This window comes from Geobacillus sp. BMUD, assembly GCF_013096845.1.
Classification (GTDB): Bacteria; Bacillota; Bacilli; order Bacillales; family Anoxybacillaceae; genus Geobacillus; species Geobacillus vulcani.
This window is the reverse complement of record NZ_SDLA01000003.1, coordinates 42,446-59,555: the sequence shown is the minus strand read 5'-3', so window position 1 is coordinate 59,555 and position 17,110 is coordinate 42,446. Positions and strand designations below refer to the sequence as shown.

The following is a 17,110-nucleotide window of genomic DNA, read 5'->3' as shown; positions in this document are numbered from 1 at the left end:
ATTTTTGAATGAATGATTTTCACCCGTTCGGCTGGTATGCGGCGAAAATTTCCCCGCATTTGCCGAAAAAAGCGTTTCAGCCTGTGAGATCCCGTCTGTTGGGAGGTTTGGCTTATTTGCTGGTGGTCACTGGCGGCATCCTCGCTGTGTCCCTTTTCGACTTCCATCCTGTATGGAACCTCCTCATTTCCATTGTGCTCGGTTTCAGTTTTGCGGCGCTAGGATTTTTAGGCCATGAAATTTTGCACGGCACGGTCGTCAAAACGCCGTGGCTGCGCGATCTTCTCGGGGCGCTCGCCTTTTGGCCGCTATGCACCGGGCCGAAGCTATGGCGAAAATGGCATAACGCCACCCACCATGTGCATACCCAACATGAAGAAAAAGACCCTGACGCCTGGCCAAGCATGGAACAATTGGCGAAAAGCCGCCTGCTTCGCTGGGTTTACCGCATTCCGTTCCCAGTTCGCGCTAGTTTCGCGTTTGCCTCCTTGTCGGTGATGTTTACCGTCCACTCGATTCGGATGCTCGTTTCGTTTTGGCAAGACTTCCGCTGGAAAAATCGCATCGTTGTCCTATGTCAATTTCTCTTGCCGTGGACGACCTGGATCGGGTTGTTATGGCTGATCGGCTGGGAAAAGTGGCTGTTCGCCTTTTTGCTTCCGCTGCTTGTCGCCAACATGATCGTCATGGGCTACATTTCGACCAACCACCGCCTCAATCCATTGGTGCCGGTCAACGACCCGTTGGCGAACAGCTTGTCGGTCACCGTGCCGAAGTGGGTGGATGTTCTCCACTTCCATTTCTCGTATCATACCGAACATCATCTTTTTCCGGCGATGAGCTCAAAATACTATCCGCTCGTGAAAGAGCAGATCAAACGGATGTGGCCGGACCGCTACCACGAGATGCCGATGACCAAAGCGCTGGCCGCGCTTTGGAAAACGCCGCGCGTCTACTACGAGCACAATGAGCTCATCGAACCAAAGCAAGGTCATGTGTACGGCACGCTTGGCAACGGACTCGATCCCGATGAGATCGTGCCCCGCAGGCGGGAAGAAGACGCCGAAGCATCGCCGGCGACGCGGAAGACAAAATGGAAAAACGCGTCCGGAGCGGGCAAGGCATAAACATGACGCACCAAACGTTGCATCATCAACGGAATGATTAGCGCCCGATGCCGCTGCATCCGCCGCAGGGGAAAGCGCTGGCGGGCGCAAGCCGATCCGCAACAAGGCGAAACGACCGTGGCATGCGGCCGAGAGACACGTTTTCTTGGCGGAGCGGATACAGATAGGCAGTGAAAAAGAGGGGGCTCACCGCTTGGTGAACCTCCTCCTTCCTTTTTCCCGCTTGCTCACATCACGCAGCCGGTCCAACCATGAACGAGTTCGTTTGCCGGGCGAAACATGATCCGTTTTCGCCTTCACACATATCATTTTTCGTCGTCTATCGATCCACTCATAAAATATCCACCCAAATTTTCACCGCTGTCGCCAAAATCAATACTGCCAAGATCACTTGCAGCACTTTCGTATTCATCTTTTGTCCGGCTTTTGCCCCGAGCGGTGAGGCAAGCAAGCTCGCGATGACCATGATGAATGCTGGAACGTAATCGACTTGGCCGGTGGCGATTTTCCCGAACGTCGAGCCGATCGAGGAAATGAATGTAACGGCCAACGACGTGGCGATCGTCATGCGCGTCGGAATTTTCAAGACAACGAGCATGACGGGCACAAGCAAAAACGCCCCCGCCGCCCCGACGATGCCGGACCCGACGCCGATCAGAAACGCCAAAGCGGCCGCCAGCCATTTGTTGAACGTCACTTGATCAAGCGGGATGTCATCGATCCCTTTTTTCGGCACAAACATCATGATCGCCGCCAACGCGGCCAAGATGCCGTAAACAACGTTAATCGCTCCCTCGCTCATCAACTTCGAACCATAGCCGCCGACGAAACTGCCGACAAGAATACTTACGCCCATATAGAGAATGAGCGATTTGTTCAAATAGCCGCTTTTTCGATACGCCCACACACCGCCGATCGTGGCGAAAAACACTTGCACGGCACTAATGCCGGACACTTCATGGGCGCTGAACGCCGCCAGCCCAAACAACGGCGGGAGGTATAACAGCATCGGATATTTAATAATCGATCCACCGATCCCCACCATCCCAGAAATAAACGAACCGACAAAACCGATTAAAAAGATGACAATGAGAAATGCGAGCGAAACACCCATTGACCATCCCCCCTTTTGTTTTCAAAAAGGACGGGGCACGCCCCCGTCCCTTGCTAATCTGTGCCGCTTCTTTAGGCATGAGTATGATGCAGCGCGCAGCGGTTCGGGCCGATCTCAAGCTCTCGTTGTGTTTCGATATCCACCGTTTTGAGACCGCGGTTGATGGCGACAATGTCTTCGAAGTTCGGCGGGGTTTCCGTTTTGGCGCTTTGGATGACGAGATCGATGAATTCGTCTTTCGGTTTGTTTTGCATCATCTCATTGCGGGCGCGGATGCGGCCTAGCGTATCGCCGACATACCCCTCGGCGTTGATTTCTTCGTCTAAGTTCGCGTAGTGCGCCGGCAAAACGATGACATCATCAGCCATGGCTGCCACTTTTTCATATACGGTGTGATACAAATCTTCCGCCCATTCGGCCACTTTGCCGCCAAGGTCCGGGCGTCCGAGACCACCGACAAAGATGGTGTCACCCGAGAACAGCCATTTGCCGTTGACGAAGAACGAGACGCTGCCTGGCGTATGCCCTGGCGTTTTCACCGCCAGCACTTCAAGATGAACGTTTTCAAAGTCGATCGTTTCATGTTGTTCAAGCGGCTCGAAATCGAATACCGCCCCTTCGCTTTTCATCAAGTAGTACGCTGCTTCCGTTCGTTCAGCCAGCGCTTTGCCGCCGGACAAATGATCGGCATGCAAGTGCGAATCCACGATATGCGTGATCGTTACCCCTTCTTGTTTGGCCACTTGTTCATACACATCGACAAACCGCAATGGATCGACGACAAGCGCTTCGCTTCCTGAGATGACCATATACGACAGGCATCCTTTGCCGACGCGGATGAATTGGTAAATTTTCAATTGATCATCTTCGTATACCTTCGCTTGATGGAGATGCTCGCTCCACGCCTGCATCCCGCCGGCGAGCGTATACACGTTGTCAAACCCGGCTTCTGCCAGCTGCTCAGCGACAAACGCCGCCGATCCGCCCTTCGCACACACGACGACGATGTCTTGGTCTTTCGGAAGACGGTCGACAATCGAATCCACGCCGTCAATCAATTCGAAATACGGCACGTTCAAATACGCGAAGTTTTCCCCTTCGATTTTCCAATCGCGAAAATCACTTTCATTGCGAACATCCAAGATGAACAACGATGCTTTGTTTAACACCTTTTCCGTCATTTGTTGTACGGTCATTTCTTTCACCATCTTATCATATACCCCCCGATGTATATTTGATTGTTGAAAAAGGCCGCTCTATTACGATTGAGCGGAATCAAGCGGCCCGTTCCATTGCGACATGCCTGGAACAACGTTGCGCACACGGTCAAATCCGTTTTCGGCCAGCTTTTGCGCGGCCAAATCGCTCCGCGTCCCTGTGCGGCACACGACGTAAATCGTTTTGTCTTTCGGAAGCTCAGCCATCCGATTCTCGAGCTCCCCAAGTGGAATCGAGACCGCACCCGGAATATGGCCAAACGCATACTCCGCCGGTTCGCGGACATCCAAGACAAACGAATCCGGATCGTGAAGTTTTTCTTGCAGTTGTTCATTCGATACGACATGAGGAAATGTCATTTCTTTGCGTGTTTCATGTTCCGCTGACTTGCGGATATAATGTTTCAACACCCCATTTTCTTCAATCGTTCCTACATATTGATGCCCTGTGCTTTCCGCCCATGCTTTAATATCGGCTTTGGAGCCCTTATCCGTCGCTTGCACTTCCAGCACTTGGCCTGGCTGCAGCTCACCGATGGCCTTTTTCGTGCGGACAATCGGCATCGGACAGGACAATCCTTTCGCGTCTACCGTCATATCGACTTTAATCATTGACAAATTCCCTCCTTGATGGTTTATTCGACCGGTTTATTCGATCGGCCCTTCCCAGGCCAGCATGCCGCCTGTCATGTTGACGACGCGGCAACCGCGGCTGTCAAGAAACTCCGCCGCGCGGCCGCTCCGTCCGCCGGAACGGCAGACAAGAATATATTCTTTTCGGCAGAATGAAGCGGCCGGCGAGCAACGAAGCAGGCAAAAGAAACAAAATGATGTTGATGATGGTTTGCGACATACCATTCCCTCATTTTAAATAAATAAGTTCACATTTCCTTCCGAAGCATCGGCCAAATAGGCAGCCACCCCCGCAAACTCAATGCCGTCAATCAATTCTTCCGGCTTCAGTCCAAGCAAATCGACCGTCATTTGACAGGCGACAAGCTTCACACCCTGTTCTTTCGCCATCTCGATCAACTGCGGAAGCGACATGGCGTTATGCTTTTTGATCACCTTTTTGATCAGCTTCGGGCCGATGCCGGCAAAATTCATGCGCGACAGTCCCATGCGGTCGGCGCCGCGCGGCATCATTTTGGCGAACATCTTTTCAAGAAACCCTTTTTGCACCGGAACGGGCGCCTCTTTCCGCAAGGCATTCAGCCCCCAAAACGTGTGGAAAATCGTCACGTCATGATCATAAGCCGCAGCGCCGTTGGCGATGATGTAAGCCGCCATCGCCTTATCATAGTCGCCGCTGAACAAAATGATCGTTGTCTTTTTCTTCGGCTGTGTCATCTTGCTACCTCCTCTCCTTATACCTGTGTGGGTATATAAAAAGGTGAAAATTATCCTTTTTGAATCCAGAACATCAACACACCATTGTCTTCTTTCACATCAAGCACCGTATGGCCGCTCGCTTTCGCCCATGCAGGCAAGTCGTTTTTCGCCCCTTTATCGGTCGTGTGCACCTCGAGCACTTGACCTGATTGCAATTCGTCTATCGCTTTTTTCGCCCTCACCACCGGCATCGGGCAAGCCAATCCTTTTGCATCCAATACTTTTGCGACGTTCATGATGATGACCTCCTTCACACCAGAAATTTTATTACCATTACCCCTATAGGTATATTACCATGAGAAAAAGAACGTTGTCAACACTTTTTGTTGAGCAACGTATTAACGGCTTTTCACAAGCAACTCCACTGCTTCTTTGACAAGATGGTCTGTGCTTTCTCCTTTTTCCATGCTTTCCCGCAGACAATGTTCCAAATTGGTGCTGACGATCACCGCAATGGCGCGGTCAATGGCATTGCGCGCCGCCGATAGCTGGGAAACGACGCTCTTGCAGTCTTTGCCTTGTTCCATCATGCCAAGGATGCCTTTAATTTGTCCTTCAATCCGTTTTAAGCGGTTTTTGATTTCTTTGTTATATTCCACCGGCTCGTTCGCCCCCTTTCTTGACAATCACAAGCCGCGATTGAGTAGCTTTTCACCTCATAACCGTAGCTGCGCAGCAACCGAATGCCGATATTTTTTTCGACCGCATCTTGGGCGATCACATGCAATGGCTGCCGCGGAATGGACGGCAGCTGCCGTTTGATATAGGCAACGGGAATATGCAGTGCGTGCCGAAACATAGGGCCATTGACTTCATTATAATCACGCAAATCGACAATAAGCAAGCGGTTCGGCACTTGATCGACCGGAAGACACAAAACACCTTTTACCGAACCGTAGCGTCGATACAGCGCCACGACGAACACAATCAGAAAAATCAGCAACAAACTGCTCCCGATCAACAGCTCACCCTCCTCTTCTTCACCTATGCAAGGCGATGATATGCCCCGCATGGTATATGTCCAACAAACATCTATTTCCAAAACCTTTGTTCCCCATACAGTGTCGTTGCTAAAGCAAGCTCAAAAAATAGTAACCGAACAACCCCGTAATCAACAGCAACAAAGACGCTAAAAACCAGATTAAGGGCCGTGACGGTCGGAATGTCTGTTCATTAATTTGTTTTGCCTTTATCGCATAACTGACGGTAGAAAAAATAATGGTGCAGATCGAAATCACGACCGCCAACGCTCCGATCCATTGGACAATCGCCGTAGACAATGCACTGCTCGTTGACTTTTCATGCAAATGGATGACCAAAAACGCGATCCCGACCACCGCGATCGACGTGCGAATCCAGGCGAGAAACGTCCGCTCGTTCGCCAAATGTTGCTGAATATATTTGGAATCCTCTGTCGGTTGTTTTTCCTCCTTCATCTCTTTTCTCCCCCGCCTTCTTGCCTTTCTGCCGCCTGATCGGCCAACGAATCCTCACCTTCCCCCATCCATCAGCCGGCGGAATAAGCGAGTTCACCCAGATGGATGGCTTTGACATCCAACATGCTTTACAATCTAGGGGCAACTGAAACAGCGTTTTTCGTACACATCTACCCCTATAGGTATATTAACTAGCGATTCAATAGGTTGTCAATGGTCTTGCCCCAACCGTTTGCGGAGGGAAAAGCGGCATTTTCCACGTCCCAGCACAAAAACAATCTGACGATATAATCATTGTTGTGAGACGATTCTGACCGCAGCCTGTTTGGAAAGGCGGCGATTCGCGTTGATTCATCTTTCCTTCCTTTGTTATTCTTATCCGCTTTTCTCATCGTTTTGCCTGGTCCGGATACGGCGATTGTGACGAAAAACACCATTTCCATAGGGAAAAAGGCGGGATGAAAACCACGCTCGGCGTTTGTTGCGCCTTGTCGATCCATGCGTTGGCGGCCGCCCTTGGGATTTCGGCGATGATTATGAAATCCGCGCTGCTGTTTTCGCTGCTCAAGTACATTGGCGCTGTCCCCGCCAGACACTGGCCTCTGTTTCGCATCCAAAAGAGCAAAAGCCGCATTCCTTCCAGGGGCGTATAGATGAAAAGGGTGTCTCGAATCGTTTGAGACACCCTTTCTCCATCTCTTACTCTTTCATCCTCATTGGCGCAGCGAGCCGATCGTTGGACATCAACAGCACACAAACGATCGTCAGCGCCGCGGGGATGAGCGCCCATAAAAACGTATCGGCAATCGACGAGGCGAGCGCTTCGGTCAAACGGTCGAGCACAGGGGCCGGGATGTGCGCCCGCGCTTCCGGCGACAACATCGCGCGCGGATCGTGCATATTCGCTCCAGGCGCCCCTTGCGCCATGCCGCGAAACTGCTCGGCCAATTGATCGGTGAACAAGTTGCGCTGAATGATGCCAAACACGGTAATGCCGACCGTCATGCCGAGCGACCGGACAAACGAGTTCGTTGAGCTGGCCGCTCCCCGTTCCGCTTCAGAAAAATGGTGGATCGCCGCCATGCCGAGCACCGAAAACGATGCTCCAACCCCTAACCCAACAATAATCATGTACAACGTCACCGTAAGCCGCGTGGTATGCTCATCAATCGTGCCAAGCAGCCCGATCCCAGCCGTAAACAGCAACATAAACCCGAACATCACGTTGCGGTAGCTCGTTTTCCCGGCCAAAAAGCCGCCGAGCTGGGCTGATACCGTCGTCGAAAGCATCATCGGCAACAAAATCAATCCGGAATTCGTCGCCGAACCGCCCGTCACCCCTTGGATAAAAATCGGGATGTACACGGTGGCGACAACAAACGTCGCGCCGGAGAAAAAGGCGACCAACGTCGTTGACGCAAACAGGCGCTCGCGAAACATATGGTAAGATACGATTGGCTCTTGTGCTTTCGTTTCTACATACAAAAACACGAGAAAGAGCAAGGCAAACGCCGAAAACAACCCGATGATCACGGCCGAGTCCCACGCGTACTTCTGGCCGCCAAGCTCCAGCGCAAACATCAGGCAGACGATCGCCGGAACAAGCGTCATCACGCCAAGCCAGTCAATGCTTTGCTTCGCATGCTTCGGCGACTCGCGGTAGTAGATCCAAAGCAAGAAAAACGCGACAATCCCAAGCGGAATGTTAATGTAAAACACCCAGCGCCAGTTGAGATAATCGGTGATATACGCGCCAAGCAGCGGGCCGAAAATGCTGGACAAGCCAAACACCGCGCCAAACAGCCCGCCCATCTTCCCGCGCTTCTCCGGCGGGAAAATGTCAAACATAATCGTAAACGCGATCGGCACGAGCGCCCCGCCACCGATGCCTTGAATGGCGCGGAAAATGCTGAGCTGCACGATCGTTTGCGCCATGCCGCACAACACCGACCCAATTAAAAACACGATGATGCCAAATAAGAAAAATCGCTTCCGTCCGTACATGTCGGACAATTTCCCAAAAATCGGCATCCCCGCCATCTCGGCCACCATATACGCCGACGTCACCCAAACAAACTGCTTGAGCCCGCCCAAATCGGCGACAATCGTCGCCATCGCTGTTGCCACAATCGTATTGTCCATCGAGGCGACAAAAATGCCGAGCAACAGCGCGATCACGACCAATCCCGTTTTCGTTTCCTTATTCTTCATCCGTTCCCTCTCCCTCTACCTCTGTCTTTTTTCTTTCACCATGGCATGTTCGTCTTGGGCAAACGCCATCTGATATTCAACAAGCCCGATCTCACAGCCTGGGCCGATCGTCACCCGCTCTCCTCGGACGATCGCGGCTTTCGTATATTCCAAATAAATCTCATCGCCTTCAATCGTGTCCGCCTCCAACGTGGCGGATAAGGAAGAAAAACGCGTCAGCCAGTGAATGGCGTTCCACGTTTTGTTTCGCTTGACGGAAATCGTCCGGCCGCCAATTTCCTTGACCGAACTGTCGGCAAAATAGAGCGACAATTCCACCTGTTCGGCATTCAGCGTCTGTCCGACTCGCACGACGCCGGTCAACGCGACCTTTTCCGCCTCGCAGCTTCCCGACACCGACAGCTCGCCATAGCCGCGAATCGCATGCGCTTCCACGTTCCCCTCCACCTGCACCATCCCGCGCAGCTGAAGATGCTGCAGATGGGCATGGCCGCGAATGTCTGCTTCCCCGAACACATCCATTTTCTCCATACGCACAGGACCGTCGATGTTCGCTTGGCCAAACAGGCGAAGCTGGCGGGCGGTGAGCGCTCCTTTCATGTCTGCCGAGCCAAACACTTTGCAGCGGTCGCATTCGACATCGCCGCGAATCGTCGCATCGCCGCGGACCGTCACGTGATGGAACGTGCCGCCGCCCGAAAACGCCGATCCGTTAATGGTCAAATTTCTCGCCGCCATCGTTCTCACCCTTTCTCTATGATTCCGATTTTCGCCTCTTCATCACATTCCAATGCTTCTCGGTACTCGACCCGCTCGATGTGACATCCCCGCCCGATCGTCACGCGGTTGCCGCGCACCGTTTTCGCCGTAGTATGTTCGAGATGAATGACATCCCCTTCGATCACATCGGCGGTCAACTCCGCTGGAAAAAACCATTTTTTGAACAGCGAACCTCCTTGCCTCTTTACCATAATCGTTTCCCCGCCGATCTCCGTAGCGCGGCTCGGACCAAACAGCTTTACTTCGATATAGCCTGCGTTCAACAGCCCGCCAACGGAGAAATGCCCTTCGACCTCCATCCGCTCGGCCGAACAGTCACCGCCAACGTCGAGCTCGCCATGGACACGGATCGTCTCCGCCGTGCATGAGCCTTTCACCAAGCCGTGGCCGCGAACCGTCGCCTCCTGGCATTGCACATGTTCTCCAATTTTCACACTCCCGCTCACTTTCATCCACTCGCACTCCATCCCACCTGTCACATGGCCTTTCCCGGCAATATGAACGTTGTTGGCTTTCACGCTTCCTTCGACGGTCGCATTTCCTTGCACTTGCATCTCCAAGCAATCGAGATCGCCATACAGCTTTCCATTCCCCGATAATTTCACCAAGCTGTACAGCCCGCCGGACGCATGCCCCGTTCCGGCAATGACCAAATCACGCCGCTCCATTTCTCATCCCTCCGAAAGCTTCAGCTTTAACTCTTCAATACATGCCGGCACATGCAGCCGCGCTGCGAGCTTTGCTCCTTCTTCGATGTACAAGTTGACTGCCCCTTCCGCCAAAAAGCAAGTCGCCATCCCCATTTTGCGAAGAACGATCAGCTCACATGATTTTCCTTGCAGTTTTGGATAATGGCTCTCAAACATCTTCCATATGTTTTTTCCCTCTTCCATGCTGATCTCGCCGGAAAGAAGCAGCCGATCAACAAGATAAAGAGAAAGAAGCTGCACAAACGAAACGTCGTTTCGATCGCTCAACTGGTTGTTCAATAATTGCAACACGACGTCCGAAACAATGTGACGTTTTACGATTTCTTCTTTCGTCATGACGACCGTCGCCGGATCAGGCGCAAACATCGCCGCCAACTCATCGAGAGACCGCTCATCCTTCAGCTCCTTGATTTTCTCAATGCGAGCCAAGATTTTTTCTCTCGGAAAAAACGTCTCCTGCCCAGTGAATGTCGATTTGCGAATAAACCATTCTTCCGGAATCAGCTTTTTCCGCTTCCAGCGATACAGCTGGCCGTATGAAATGCCGGTCAGCTCAAGCAGTTCTTTTTTCGAAATCAATTCCTGTTCCATGAGCAGCTCACCTCCCTCACAACCATAAATGTAACATAACATTGTTACGTTGTAAAGGGGCATATGTCAAAAAATGAGACAAGGCGATTGACAACCTGCCGTCTAGCTCAGTACAATGAAGCCAATTTCCACTGGCATCGCGATTCACATTATGAAGAGAGGAGAAAGAGAAACATGCATTCAACGTTGCAGAAGAAAATCGCCGCTGCCGCAAAACAAACGAAAGCCGATCTCGTCATCAAAAACGGAAAAATCGTCAACGTGTTTACACGCGAAATCGTCGAAGGGGACCTCGCCATTGCCGAAGGGACGATCGTCGGCATCGGCCGCTATGAAGGCAAAGAAACGATGGACGCCAAAGGACGCTATATTTGTCCTGGACTGATTGACGGACACGTGCATATCGAATCGTCGATGGTGCCCCCGAGCGAATTCGCCCGCGTCGTTCTGCCGCATGGGGTCACTACGGTGATCGCCGACCCGCACGAAATCGCGAACGTCGCCGGCGTCCACGGCATTCAATTTATGCTCGACGACGCCAAGCGGACGCCGCTTGATGTATATATCATGTTGCCATCGTGCGTGCCGGCCGCTTCCTTTGAACATGCCGGCGCCGTCTTGTCAGCTGCGGACCTAGCACCGTTTTTCAACGATGAGCGCGTTCTCGGCTTGGCGGAAGTGATGGACTATCCGTCATTAAGGGAACAACACCCGTCCATGCTTGACAAACTGGCGCTCGCGGCCAACTCCAACCGTCTCATCGACGGCCACTTGGCCGGTCTGGATGCCGATGCCATCAACGTCTACCGTAGCGCCTGCATCCATACGGATCATGAATGCGTCACCGCCGACGAAGCGTTAGAACGCATTCGCCGCGGCATGTACGTGCTCATTCGCCAAGGTTCAGTCGCCAAAGATCTTGACAAACTTCTTCCCGCCGTCACTGAGCATAACGCGCGCCGCTTTCTGTTTTGCACGGATGACAAACATCTGGACGACTTATGGTTCGAAGGGAGCGTCGACCATAACGTGCGGCTGGCCATTCGCGCTGGGCTCGATCCGCTTCTGGCCATCCAAATGGCTACGTTAAATGCCGCCGAGTGCTACCGGTTGTCGACCAAAGGCGCGGTCGCCCCCGGATACGATGCCGATTTTCTGCTGTTGGAAGATTTGGAAACACTGAATATCACCCATGTATTCAAATCCGGCAGACTCGTCGCCGAACACGGCCGAACCACCTTCCACTCTGAATCGTCAGCTTGCCGCGTCCAATCGGAATTACGGCAATCAATCCGTTGCCAACCGGTCACCGAAGCTGATCTTCGCATTCCGATGCGGAAAGGAAACAACGCCCATGTCATGGAGATCATCCCGAACCACTTGCACACGAATCATCGCATCACCGAAGTCGATGTCCAGGACGGAGCCTTTTCCCCTTCGGTCGAACGGGATTTGTTGAAGCTTGTGGTCGTCGAACGCCATCGCGGGCTTGGCATCGGCCTTGGCATCGTCCGTGGCTTCGGCTTCCAAGCAGGCGCCATTGCCTCTTCGATCGCACACGATTCGCACCACATCATCGCCGCCGGAACAAACGACGGTGACCTCGTCATCGCCATCGAACAGCTCCGCCAACAACAAGGCGGACTTGCCGTCGTCAAAAATGGAACGGTGCTCGCCAGCCTGCCGCTTGAAATCGGCGGATTGATGACTGGAAAAGACTATACCGAGGTGCTAAACGAATTGAAACAGATTGAACAAGCACTTAAAGCAATCGGCGCAGACGGCTCTTTCAATCCGTTCATCACCCTGTCATTTCTCGCCTTGCCGGTCATTCCCGAGCTCAAGCTGACCGATCAAGGACTATTTGACGTTAAACGTTGGGAGTTTATCCCGGTCGAAGCATAACGGATGGACTCCACATATACGAGCCTAGTCTCGCTATAAGCGAAGAGGGTGTCTCCCAAAGCGACGAGACACCCTTTTCACTGCGATGTGCAGCATCGACATTCACGTTATACGGCTTGTGAACACATGTAGTTGATGACTTGTCCATCTATCCACTTTTCCTCTCAAAATACACATGCAACCGATACTCACAAATTTCTTTCGTCCAATTGTACAAGATTTCTTCATGTTCATGGGCGATGGAAAATTGGAGCGCAAACACATTGTTTACAAAGGAAATCAGTCCCTTTGAGCTGCCGCTCCATTTCGTCATCGGCATGCGGGCGATCAGTTTGCTCACTTTTTCCTCATCATACTCCCAAAGTCGTTTCGTTTCCCCGTCGGAAAAATCGATGCGCTTCCGGTATTCTTTTTCTGTTAAATACTGGTAAAAGAACGGTGCCGCTTGTTGCGGAGTGATGGGCTCATGCCAGCCCGAAGGCCCGCGCTCGAGCATGGCTTTTAAGACAACCATTTTATAACTTTTCGACATTACCGTCCGCTCAACCTCAACAAGCCACGGTTCATGCTTGAGAAACACTTCCTTCTCTAAATCTGACAGCTCCCCGGCCCAATATAAAAAGCCGACATAAGAGTTGAACTCTTGTTTGTACTCCGCCGCTTCACTTCGGCCTTGGAGATGCAATTCTAAATACGTTGGTCGTCTGCCCAACTCCTGCTTGAGCTGTCTGTAATCGGCCAGCAGCCGTTCTTTGCGCGGTTGGCGTTTTTTCTGCATCTCCTCGAGAAGATGGATGGCCTGGACATCAAGATGCAGTTCGCATGGTTCCGGAACCGTTGGCACAACGGATTCCCTCGCTTTTTTCTTCGTTTCGCCCCGCTGTGCATCAAACAGGCGCAGCTTGACATCGGCATTGCGGTAGTTTCCGATTAAATCAATAATGACGCAGTAGTCCTTGCCTTCATACAGCCGCAGCCCGCGCCCGACTTGCTGGGTGAAGACGGTCAGCGATTCCGTCGGCCGCACGAACAAAAGTGTATCGACAGAAGGAATATCGACCCCTTCATTGAACAAATCGACGGTGAAGATAGCGTCCAGTTCACGGCGCTCCAACATGTCAATGGCCTGCTTGCGCGAAATGGCCGTCTGCTTCGAATGAAGGCTGATCGTCCGGTAGCCATGGCGTTGGAAATATCGGGACAGAAAATCGGCTTGCCGAATCGATGAACAAAAGACGAGTGTTCTTGTTTTCTTATACTGCTCCCACGCTCGCAAAATGTTCTCCGCCATCTCCTCGCGAAGTTGCGCTTGAAGCAGCTCTTCCTCATCATAGCGGTTGCCGAGCCATTTGATTTGCGAATAATCGGTATCATCGTACACGCCATAATAGTGAAACGGCGCAAGCCAACCGCGCTGCACTGCTTCAATAAAGTCAATGCGGTAGGCAACGTTTCCATCGCAAATCGCGTACACATCTTTATTGTCGTTCCGATCTGGAGTGGCGGTGATGCCAAGCAAAAATTTCGGCTGAAAATAACGAAGGACGCGTTCGTACGAGCGGGCCGCCGCATGGTGGAACTCGTCCACAATAATTAAGTCAAATGAGTCAGGACGAAACGAAAACAAATGTTTTTTCATGCTCAGCGTAAAGATCGAGGCAAACACCATATCCGCACTTCCGTCTTTTTGATTGCCGTCGTATATACCCGCCGTTCGATCCGGGATCACACGTTCGAACGACTGTTTTGCCTGGCGAAGAATTTCCTCGCGGTGGGCGATGAACAGCACTCGCGAAAAACGGCGGGCAAAAAAAGCGGCCAAATACGTTTTCCCAAGCCCGGTCGCCATGACAACCATCGCTTTATCGTATCCTTCTTCATACGCAGCTTCCAACCGCTCCAACGCCTCAACTTGGGCAAAGCGCGGCTGGATCGTTCCATATGGAGTAGCCGTCTCATGAACAACATCGGCCTTGTCTGCCGTTTCCACCTCCTGCTTCTTTTCCGTTTCCGTCGGAAGCATCAACTCGATTTCCTCTGCCTCAACCCATGTACGAGATAGGTTAGGATGGCGTTGGTGATTATCTTGATACTGTTTTTCATAGTCAGCGATTGTTTCGGTGTTGACCGGCACCGTTTCCGGAGCGTAAAACAGCTTTAAAAACTGCTCCATCGCTTCGGCAAATACATCTTCATCAACACTTTTATCCAGCCCCACATTCCACTCGATGCCGTCTGTGAGAGCCGAACGGGATAAATTAGAAGACCCGATGACAAAGTAGCCTTGTTCGCTATCTTCAAACAAGTAAGCCTTCGGATGAAACGAAATCCCATCACTTCTAAACAGGCGCACTTCGATGTCGGGATGAATCGAAATCAGTTCACGCAACGCTTCCGGCTGGGTGACAAACAAATAATCCCCAACACAAATTTTGATGTCTGCACCCCGTCGTGCAGCCGCCTCTAGACTGTCTTTCAAAAGGCGGACTCCAGATTTCATGGCAAACGATGTCAGTATGTATATTGTCGACGAGCGGCTTATCTGTTCCCGCAGCTTGTCAATGAGCCGCCGGGAAATCAACTCGACTTTACTCATCATGAACCTCGACCAAAAAAATTTTTTCACGGAAGCCGCCGCGCTCTTCTGCTTTTTTCGCCCGGATTTGTTCCACTTGTTCGATCGAAGCGCCATGACATGCGGCTAAGGCATGAATAATTTCCAACACATCCGCAAGCTCTTCGAGGGCGGCCTCGTCGGTCGCTGACTGAACATACTCCTCAAGCTCTTCAAACGCTTTCTTCTGTAGTTCTTTCCTATATTCTTCCGCGTCGAGTATGCGAGTAGTGAACGTTTTTCCGGCTTGTTCGATAATGGCCGGAATGCGGTCGCGAACGAGTTTATTGTATATCGGCATATCCATTCCTCCATCTACGAGACTATACGATTATTTTACAAAATCTCGCCTTTTTTTCATAGAAAGAACAAGCAGAAGGCCCCTTTTCCTAAGGAATATTGTTTCTGCCTAAATAAAACCGTTATCAATCGTTACAAATAATTAAGCCAAAAACTTCACATACTCCCCCCTCCCCCGTGCCATACTAAGAAAAATCGACACGATTCGTGCTTGGAGGTTTGTATGGAATGGCTGCTGCTTTGGCTGCTCGTGGCGATCGGCATCGGATTGCTTTTGCTTAGTTTCCGCTTGTTGTCGTTGCGAGAGGTGTCGATCTCCTTTCTGCTCAATGCGTATGCGACGAGTTTTTTGGGCACGGTCACGGCGGGGGCCGGGCTGCTCGAGTATCCGATCCGTTTTTTTGCGGCTTATACGGGCAACAGTGTCATTTTTGAATATCTTCTCTATCCGGTCGTTAGCGTATACGTGTATGCGACATCAAGGCGTTCACGCGGGTTGGGCGTGGTGGCCCAATGTGCGGGGTATGCGGCGGCGATGACGGCATTAGAAGTAGTATTTGAACGATATACGGATTTGATTGAGTACCATGGCTGGACATGGGTGCACTCCTTCGTGGCCATGTTCCTTTTAACGCTCGCGGTTCGCCTGCTTGCCGGACGGCTGCTTCAAGAAAACGGGTGAGTTGGCATGTCTATTTCTCCTAGTTCGCGCTATACATATAGTATAGTTGTCCATAAAGGAGGCGAACGGGATGGTGCTGTTTGACATCAAACACCGCCTGTATTACGAAGCCATCAATTCCGCGCGCCCGAAAATGGCGCCAATCCGCCAAGACCGGGCGTGGGGATATGTATGGAAGACTGTAAACGGCGAGCGGGTGAAGTTTTGGATCGACTTCCAGCGCGGACAGTATCTGTATTTTGAATATGGACGAAAATGGTATCGAGTGAAGTATTTGCAGGCGGACGGGCGAAAATCAGGCGAAGACATATTGAACGGGGCGATGATTGATTTGACGGTGGATGGTCATCAGCTTCTGCTGCTCAAGGGGCGCATCCGCAGCCAGACAGCGCGCGCTATGTAAAAGCGGTTGCCCCCGAGCCATCCTACATGAACAGCTGACAGACGCGCTGGCACACATGCCTGATTCCTCCCAGCGAACTAAACTATGCTATCCTTATTGACCGCATAGACTGGGCAACAGAGTGCCCTAACAGGAGAGGGTGAAGACATGGATCGAATCCATTTATGGGCGTTGTTGGCTCTAGGGCTCATCCTACTGGCTTTCAGTTTGCGCAAACCACCCATTAAAGACGTGATTCTCGTGTTTTTATTGAAAGCTTATTTTTCCACCTTCTTCGGTGTGATTGTGGTCGAAAAGCACTTGCTCGATTATCCGGTGAGGTTTTTGGGGCAATACTTCGACACCAGCATCTTGTTTGAATATGTTCTCTACCCAGTCATGTGCGTGTATTTTTATCGAACATCATACCATTCAAGCATTTTCGGCATTGTCGGGCAATGTGTCTTGTATACAGCTGCTTTGACATTCGTGGAGGTTCTTTATGAAAGGCATACAAATTTGATTCGATATCATACGTGGACATGGATGCATTCGTTTGTCACGATCTTTCTCCTATCGTTTTTCGTTCGAATCCTGATGAAGCTGATCAACCGCTGGGAAGAGTCTGTCCGCTGTCGTTCATGACCGT

19 protein-coding genes and 2 pseudogenes are annotated in these 17,110 nt (G+C 51.6%); 6 read left to right on the top strand and 15 right to left on the bottom strand.

Annotation, left to right across the window (positions count from 1 at the left end; genetic code table 11):
* Positions 1–8 precede the first annotated feature (8 nt).
* Positions 9–1,127 (top strand): Delta(10) desaturase DesB, encoded by a 1,119-nt coding sequence (gene desB / locus ETC05_RS06015; protein WP_171660586.1) that lies wholly within the window; start codon positions 9–11, stop codon positions 1,125–1,127.
* Positions 1,128–1,458: 331 nt separating this feature from the next.
* Here desB and ETC05_RS06010 read toward each other — a convergent pair whose 3' ends face one another.
* The 9 genes and pseudogenes from ETC05_RS06010 to ETC05_RS05970 all read right to left on the bottom strand — a co-directional run bounded on the left by ETC05_RS06010 (position 1,459) and on the right by ETC05_RS05970 (position 6,286).
* Complete coding sequence (locus ETC05_RS06010) at positions 1,459–2,241, bottom strand: sulfite exporter TauE/SafE family protein (protein WP_171660585.1); 783 nt, start codon at positions 2,239–2,241, stop codon at positions 1,459–1,461.
* Between the two features lie 71 nt (positions 2,242–2,312).
* Positions 2,313–3,449 (bottom strand): MBL fold metallo-hydrolase, encoded by a 1,137-nt coding sequence (locus ETC05_RS06005; RefSeq protein ID WP_171660584.1) that lies wholly within the window; start codon positions 3,447–3,449, stop codon positions 2,313–2,315.
* A gap of 51 nt (positions 3,450–3,500) precedes the next feature.
* Positions 3,501–4,070: a sulfurtransferase TusA family protein gene (locus tag ETC05_RS06000; RefSeq protein WP_171660583.1), complete on the bottom strand. Its 570-nt coding sequence runs from the start codon at positions 4,068–4,070 to the stop codon at positions 3,501–3,503.
* A 36-nt stretch (positions 4,071–4,106) separates the two neighbouring features.
* Positions 4,107–4,235: pseudogene (locus ETC05_RS05995) on the bottom strand (rhodanese-like domain-containing protein); the annotation flags it as partial.
* A 90-nt stretch (positions 4,236–4,325) separates the two neighbouring features.
* The gene (locus tag ETC05_RS05990; protein ID WP_171660582.1) at positions 4,326–4,808 is read right to left on the bottom strand and encodes a DsrE/DsrF/DrsH-like family protein; all 483 of its coding nucleotides are present in this window, start codon (positions 4,806–4,808) and stop codon (positions 4,326–4,328) included.
* Positions 4,809–4,858: 50 nt separating this feature from the next.
* Complete coding sequence (locus ETC05_RS05985) at positions 4,859–5,086, bottom strand: sulfurtransferase TusA family protein (protein ID WP_031408895.1); 228 nt, start codon at positions 5,084–5,086, stop codon at positions 4,859–4,861.
* Positions 5,087–5,188: 102 nt separating this feature from the next.
* Entirely contained in the window at positions 5,189–5,449 is a 261-nt protein-coding gene (locus ETC05_RS05980; RefSeq protein WP_031408893.1) for a metal-sensitive transcriptional regulator, read from the bottom strand.
* Positions 5,416–5,811: a rhodanese-like domain-containing protein gene (locus ETC05_RS05975; protein ID WP_171660581.1), complete on the bottom strand. Its 396-nt coding sequence runs from the start codon at positions 5,809–5,811 to the stop codon at positions 5,416–5,418. The genes ETC05_RS05980 and ETC05_RS05975 overlap by 34 nt, the downstream gene beginning before the upstream one ends.
* Positions 5,812–5,920: 109 nt before the next feature.
* Positions 5,921–6,286 carry a YidH family protein gene (locus ETC05_RS05970; protein ID WP_031408889.1) on the bottom strand — a complete coding sequence of 122 codons (366 nt, stop codon included), beginning with the start codon at positions 6,284–6,286 and terminating at the stop codon, positions 5,921–5,923.
* Between the two features lie 366 nt (positions 6,287–6,652).
* Here ETC05_RS05970 and ETC05_RS17790 point away from each other — a divergent pair.
* A pseudogene (locus ETC05_RS17790) lies at positions 6,653–6,870 on the top strand (LysE family transporter); the annotation flags it as partial.
* A 115-nt stretch (positions 6,871–6,985) separates the two neighbouring features.
* Here ETC05_RS17790 and ETC05_RS05960 read toward each other — a convergent pair.
* From ETC05_RS05960 to ETC05_RS05945, 4 genes are read right to left on the bottom strand one after another with little or no spacing between them, the layout of a single operon-like run.
* A complete protein-coding gene (locus ETC05_RS05960; RefSeq protein ID WP_171660579.1) occupies positions 6,986–8,497 on the bottom strand; it encodes an MDR family MFS transporter in 1,512 nt (503 codons plus the stop codon).
* Positions 8,498–8,512: 15 nt separating this feature from the next.
* Complete coding sequence (locus ETC05_RS05955; protein WP_031408882.1) at positions 8,513–9,235, bottom strand: polymer-forming cytoskeletal protein; 723 nt, start codon at positions 9,233–9,235, stop codon at positions 8,513–8,515.
* Between the two features lie 5 nt (positions 9,236–9,240).
* A complete protein-coding gene (locus ETC05_RS05950; protein ID WP_031408880.1) occupies positions 9,241–9,945 on the bottom strand; it encodes a polymer-forming cytoskeletal protein in 705 nt (234 codons plus the stop codon).
* A 3-nt stretch (positions 9,946–9,948) separates the two neighbouring features.
* Positions 9,949–10,578: a YhbD family protein gene (locus ETC05_RS05945; RefSeq protein WP_031408878.1), complete on the bottom strand. Its 630-nt coding sequence runs from the start codon at positions 10,576–10,578 to the stop codon at positions 9,949–9,951.
* A gap of 174 nt (positions 10,579–10,752) precedes the next feature.
* Between ETC05_RS05945 and ade the strand changes: the two genes are divergently transcribed.
* Complete coding sequence (gene ade, locus ETC05_RS05940; protein WP_171660578.1) at positions 10,753–12,483, top strand: adenine deaminase; 1,731 nt, start codon at positions 10,753–10,755, stop codon at positions 12,481–12,483.
* 148 nt (positions 12,484–12,631) lie between these two features.
* On the opposite strand, the gene ETC05_RS05935 is transcribed toward ade, so the two are convergent.
* On the bottom strand, positions 12,632–15,079 hold the full coding sequence (locus tag ETC05_RS05935; RefSeq protein WP_171660577.1) for a DEAD/DEAH box helicase family protein: 2,448 nt from the start codon (positions 15,077–15,079) through the stop codon (positions 12,632–12,634).
* Positions 15,072–15,398 carry a nucleoside triphosphate pyrophosphohydrolase gene (locus ETC05_RS05930; RefSeq protein WP_031408872.1) on the bottom strand — a complete coding sequence of 109 codons (327 nt, stop codon included), beginning with the start codon at positions 15,396–15,398 and terminating at the stop codon, positions 15,072–15,074. Before ETC05_RS05930 ends, ETC05_RS05935 begins: the two co-directional genes overlap by 8 nt.
* A gap of 222 nt (positions 15,399–15,620) precedes the next feature.
* On the opposite strand from ETC05_RS05930, the gene ETC05_RS05925 reads away from it, so the two are divergent.
* The 3 genes from ETC05_RS05925 to ETC05_RS05915 all read left to right on the top strand — a co-directional run bounded on the left by ETC05_RS05925 (position 15,621) and on the right by ETC05_RS05915 (position 17,106).
* Positions 15,621–16,079 (top strand): CBO0543 family protein, encoded by a 459-nt coding sequence (locus ETC05_RS05925; RefSeq protein ID WP_031408870.1) that lies wholly within the window; start codon positions 15,621–15,623, stop codon positions 16,077–16,079.
* A 70-nt stretch (positions 16,080–16,149) separates the two neighbouring features.
* On the top strand, positions 16,150–16,482 hold the full coding sequence (locus ETC05_RS05920; protein WP_031408868.1) for a hypothetical protein: 333 nt from the start codon (positions 16,150–16,152) through the stop codon (positions 16,480–16,482).
* Between the two features lie 147 nt (positions 16,483–16,629).
* Entirely contained in the window at positions 16,630–17,106 is a 477-nt protein-coding gene (locus ETC05_RS05915; protein WP_031408866.1) for a CBO0543 family protein, read from the top strand.
* Positions 17,107–17,110: the final 4 nt, after the last annotated feature.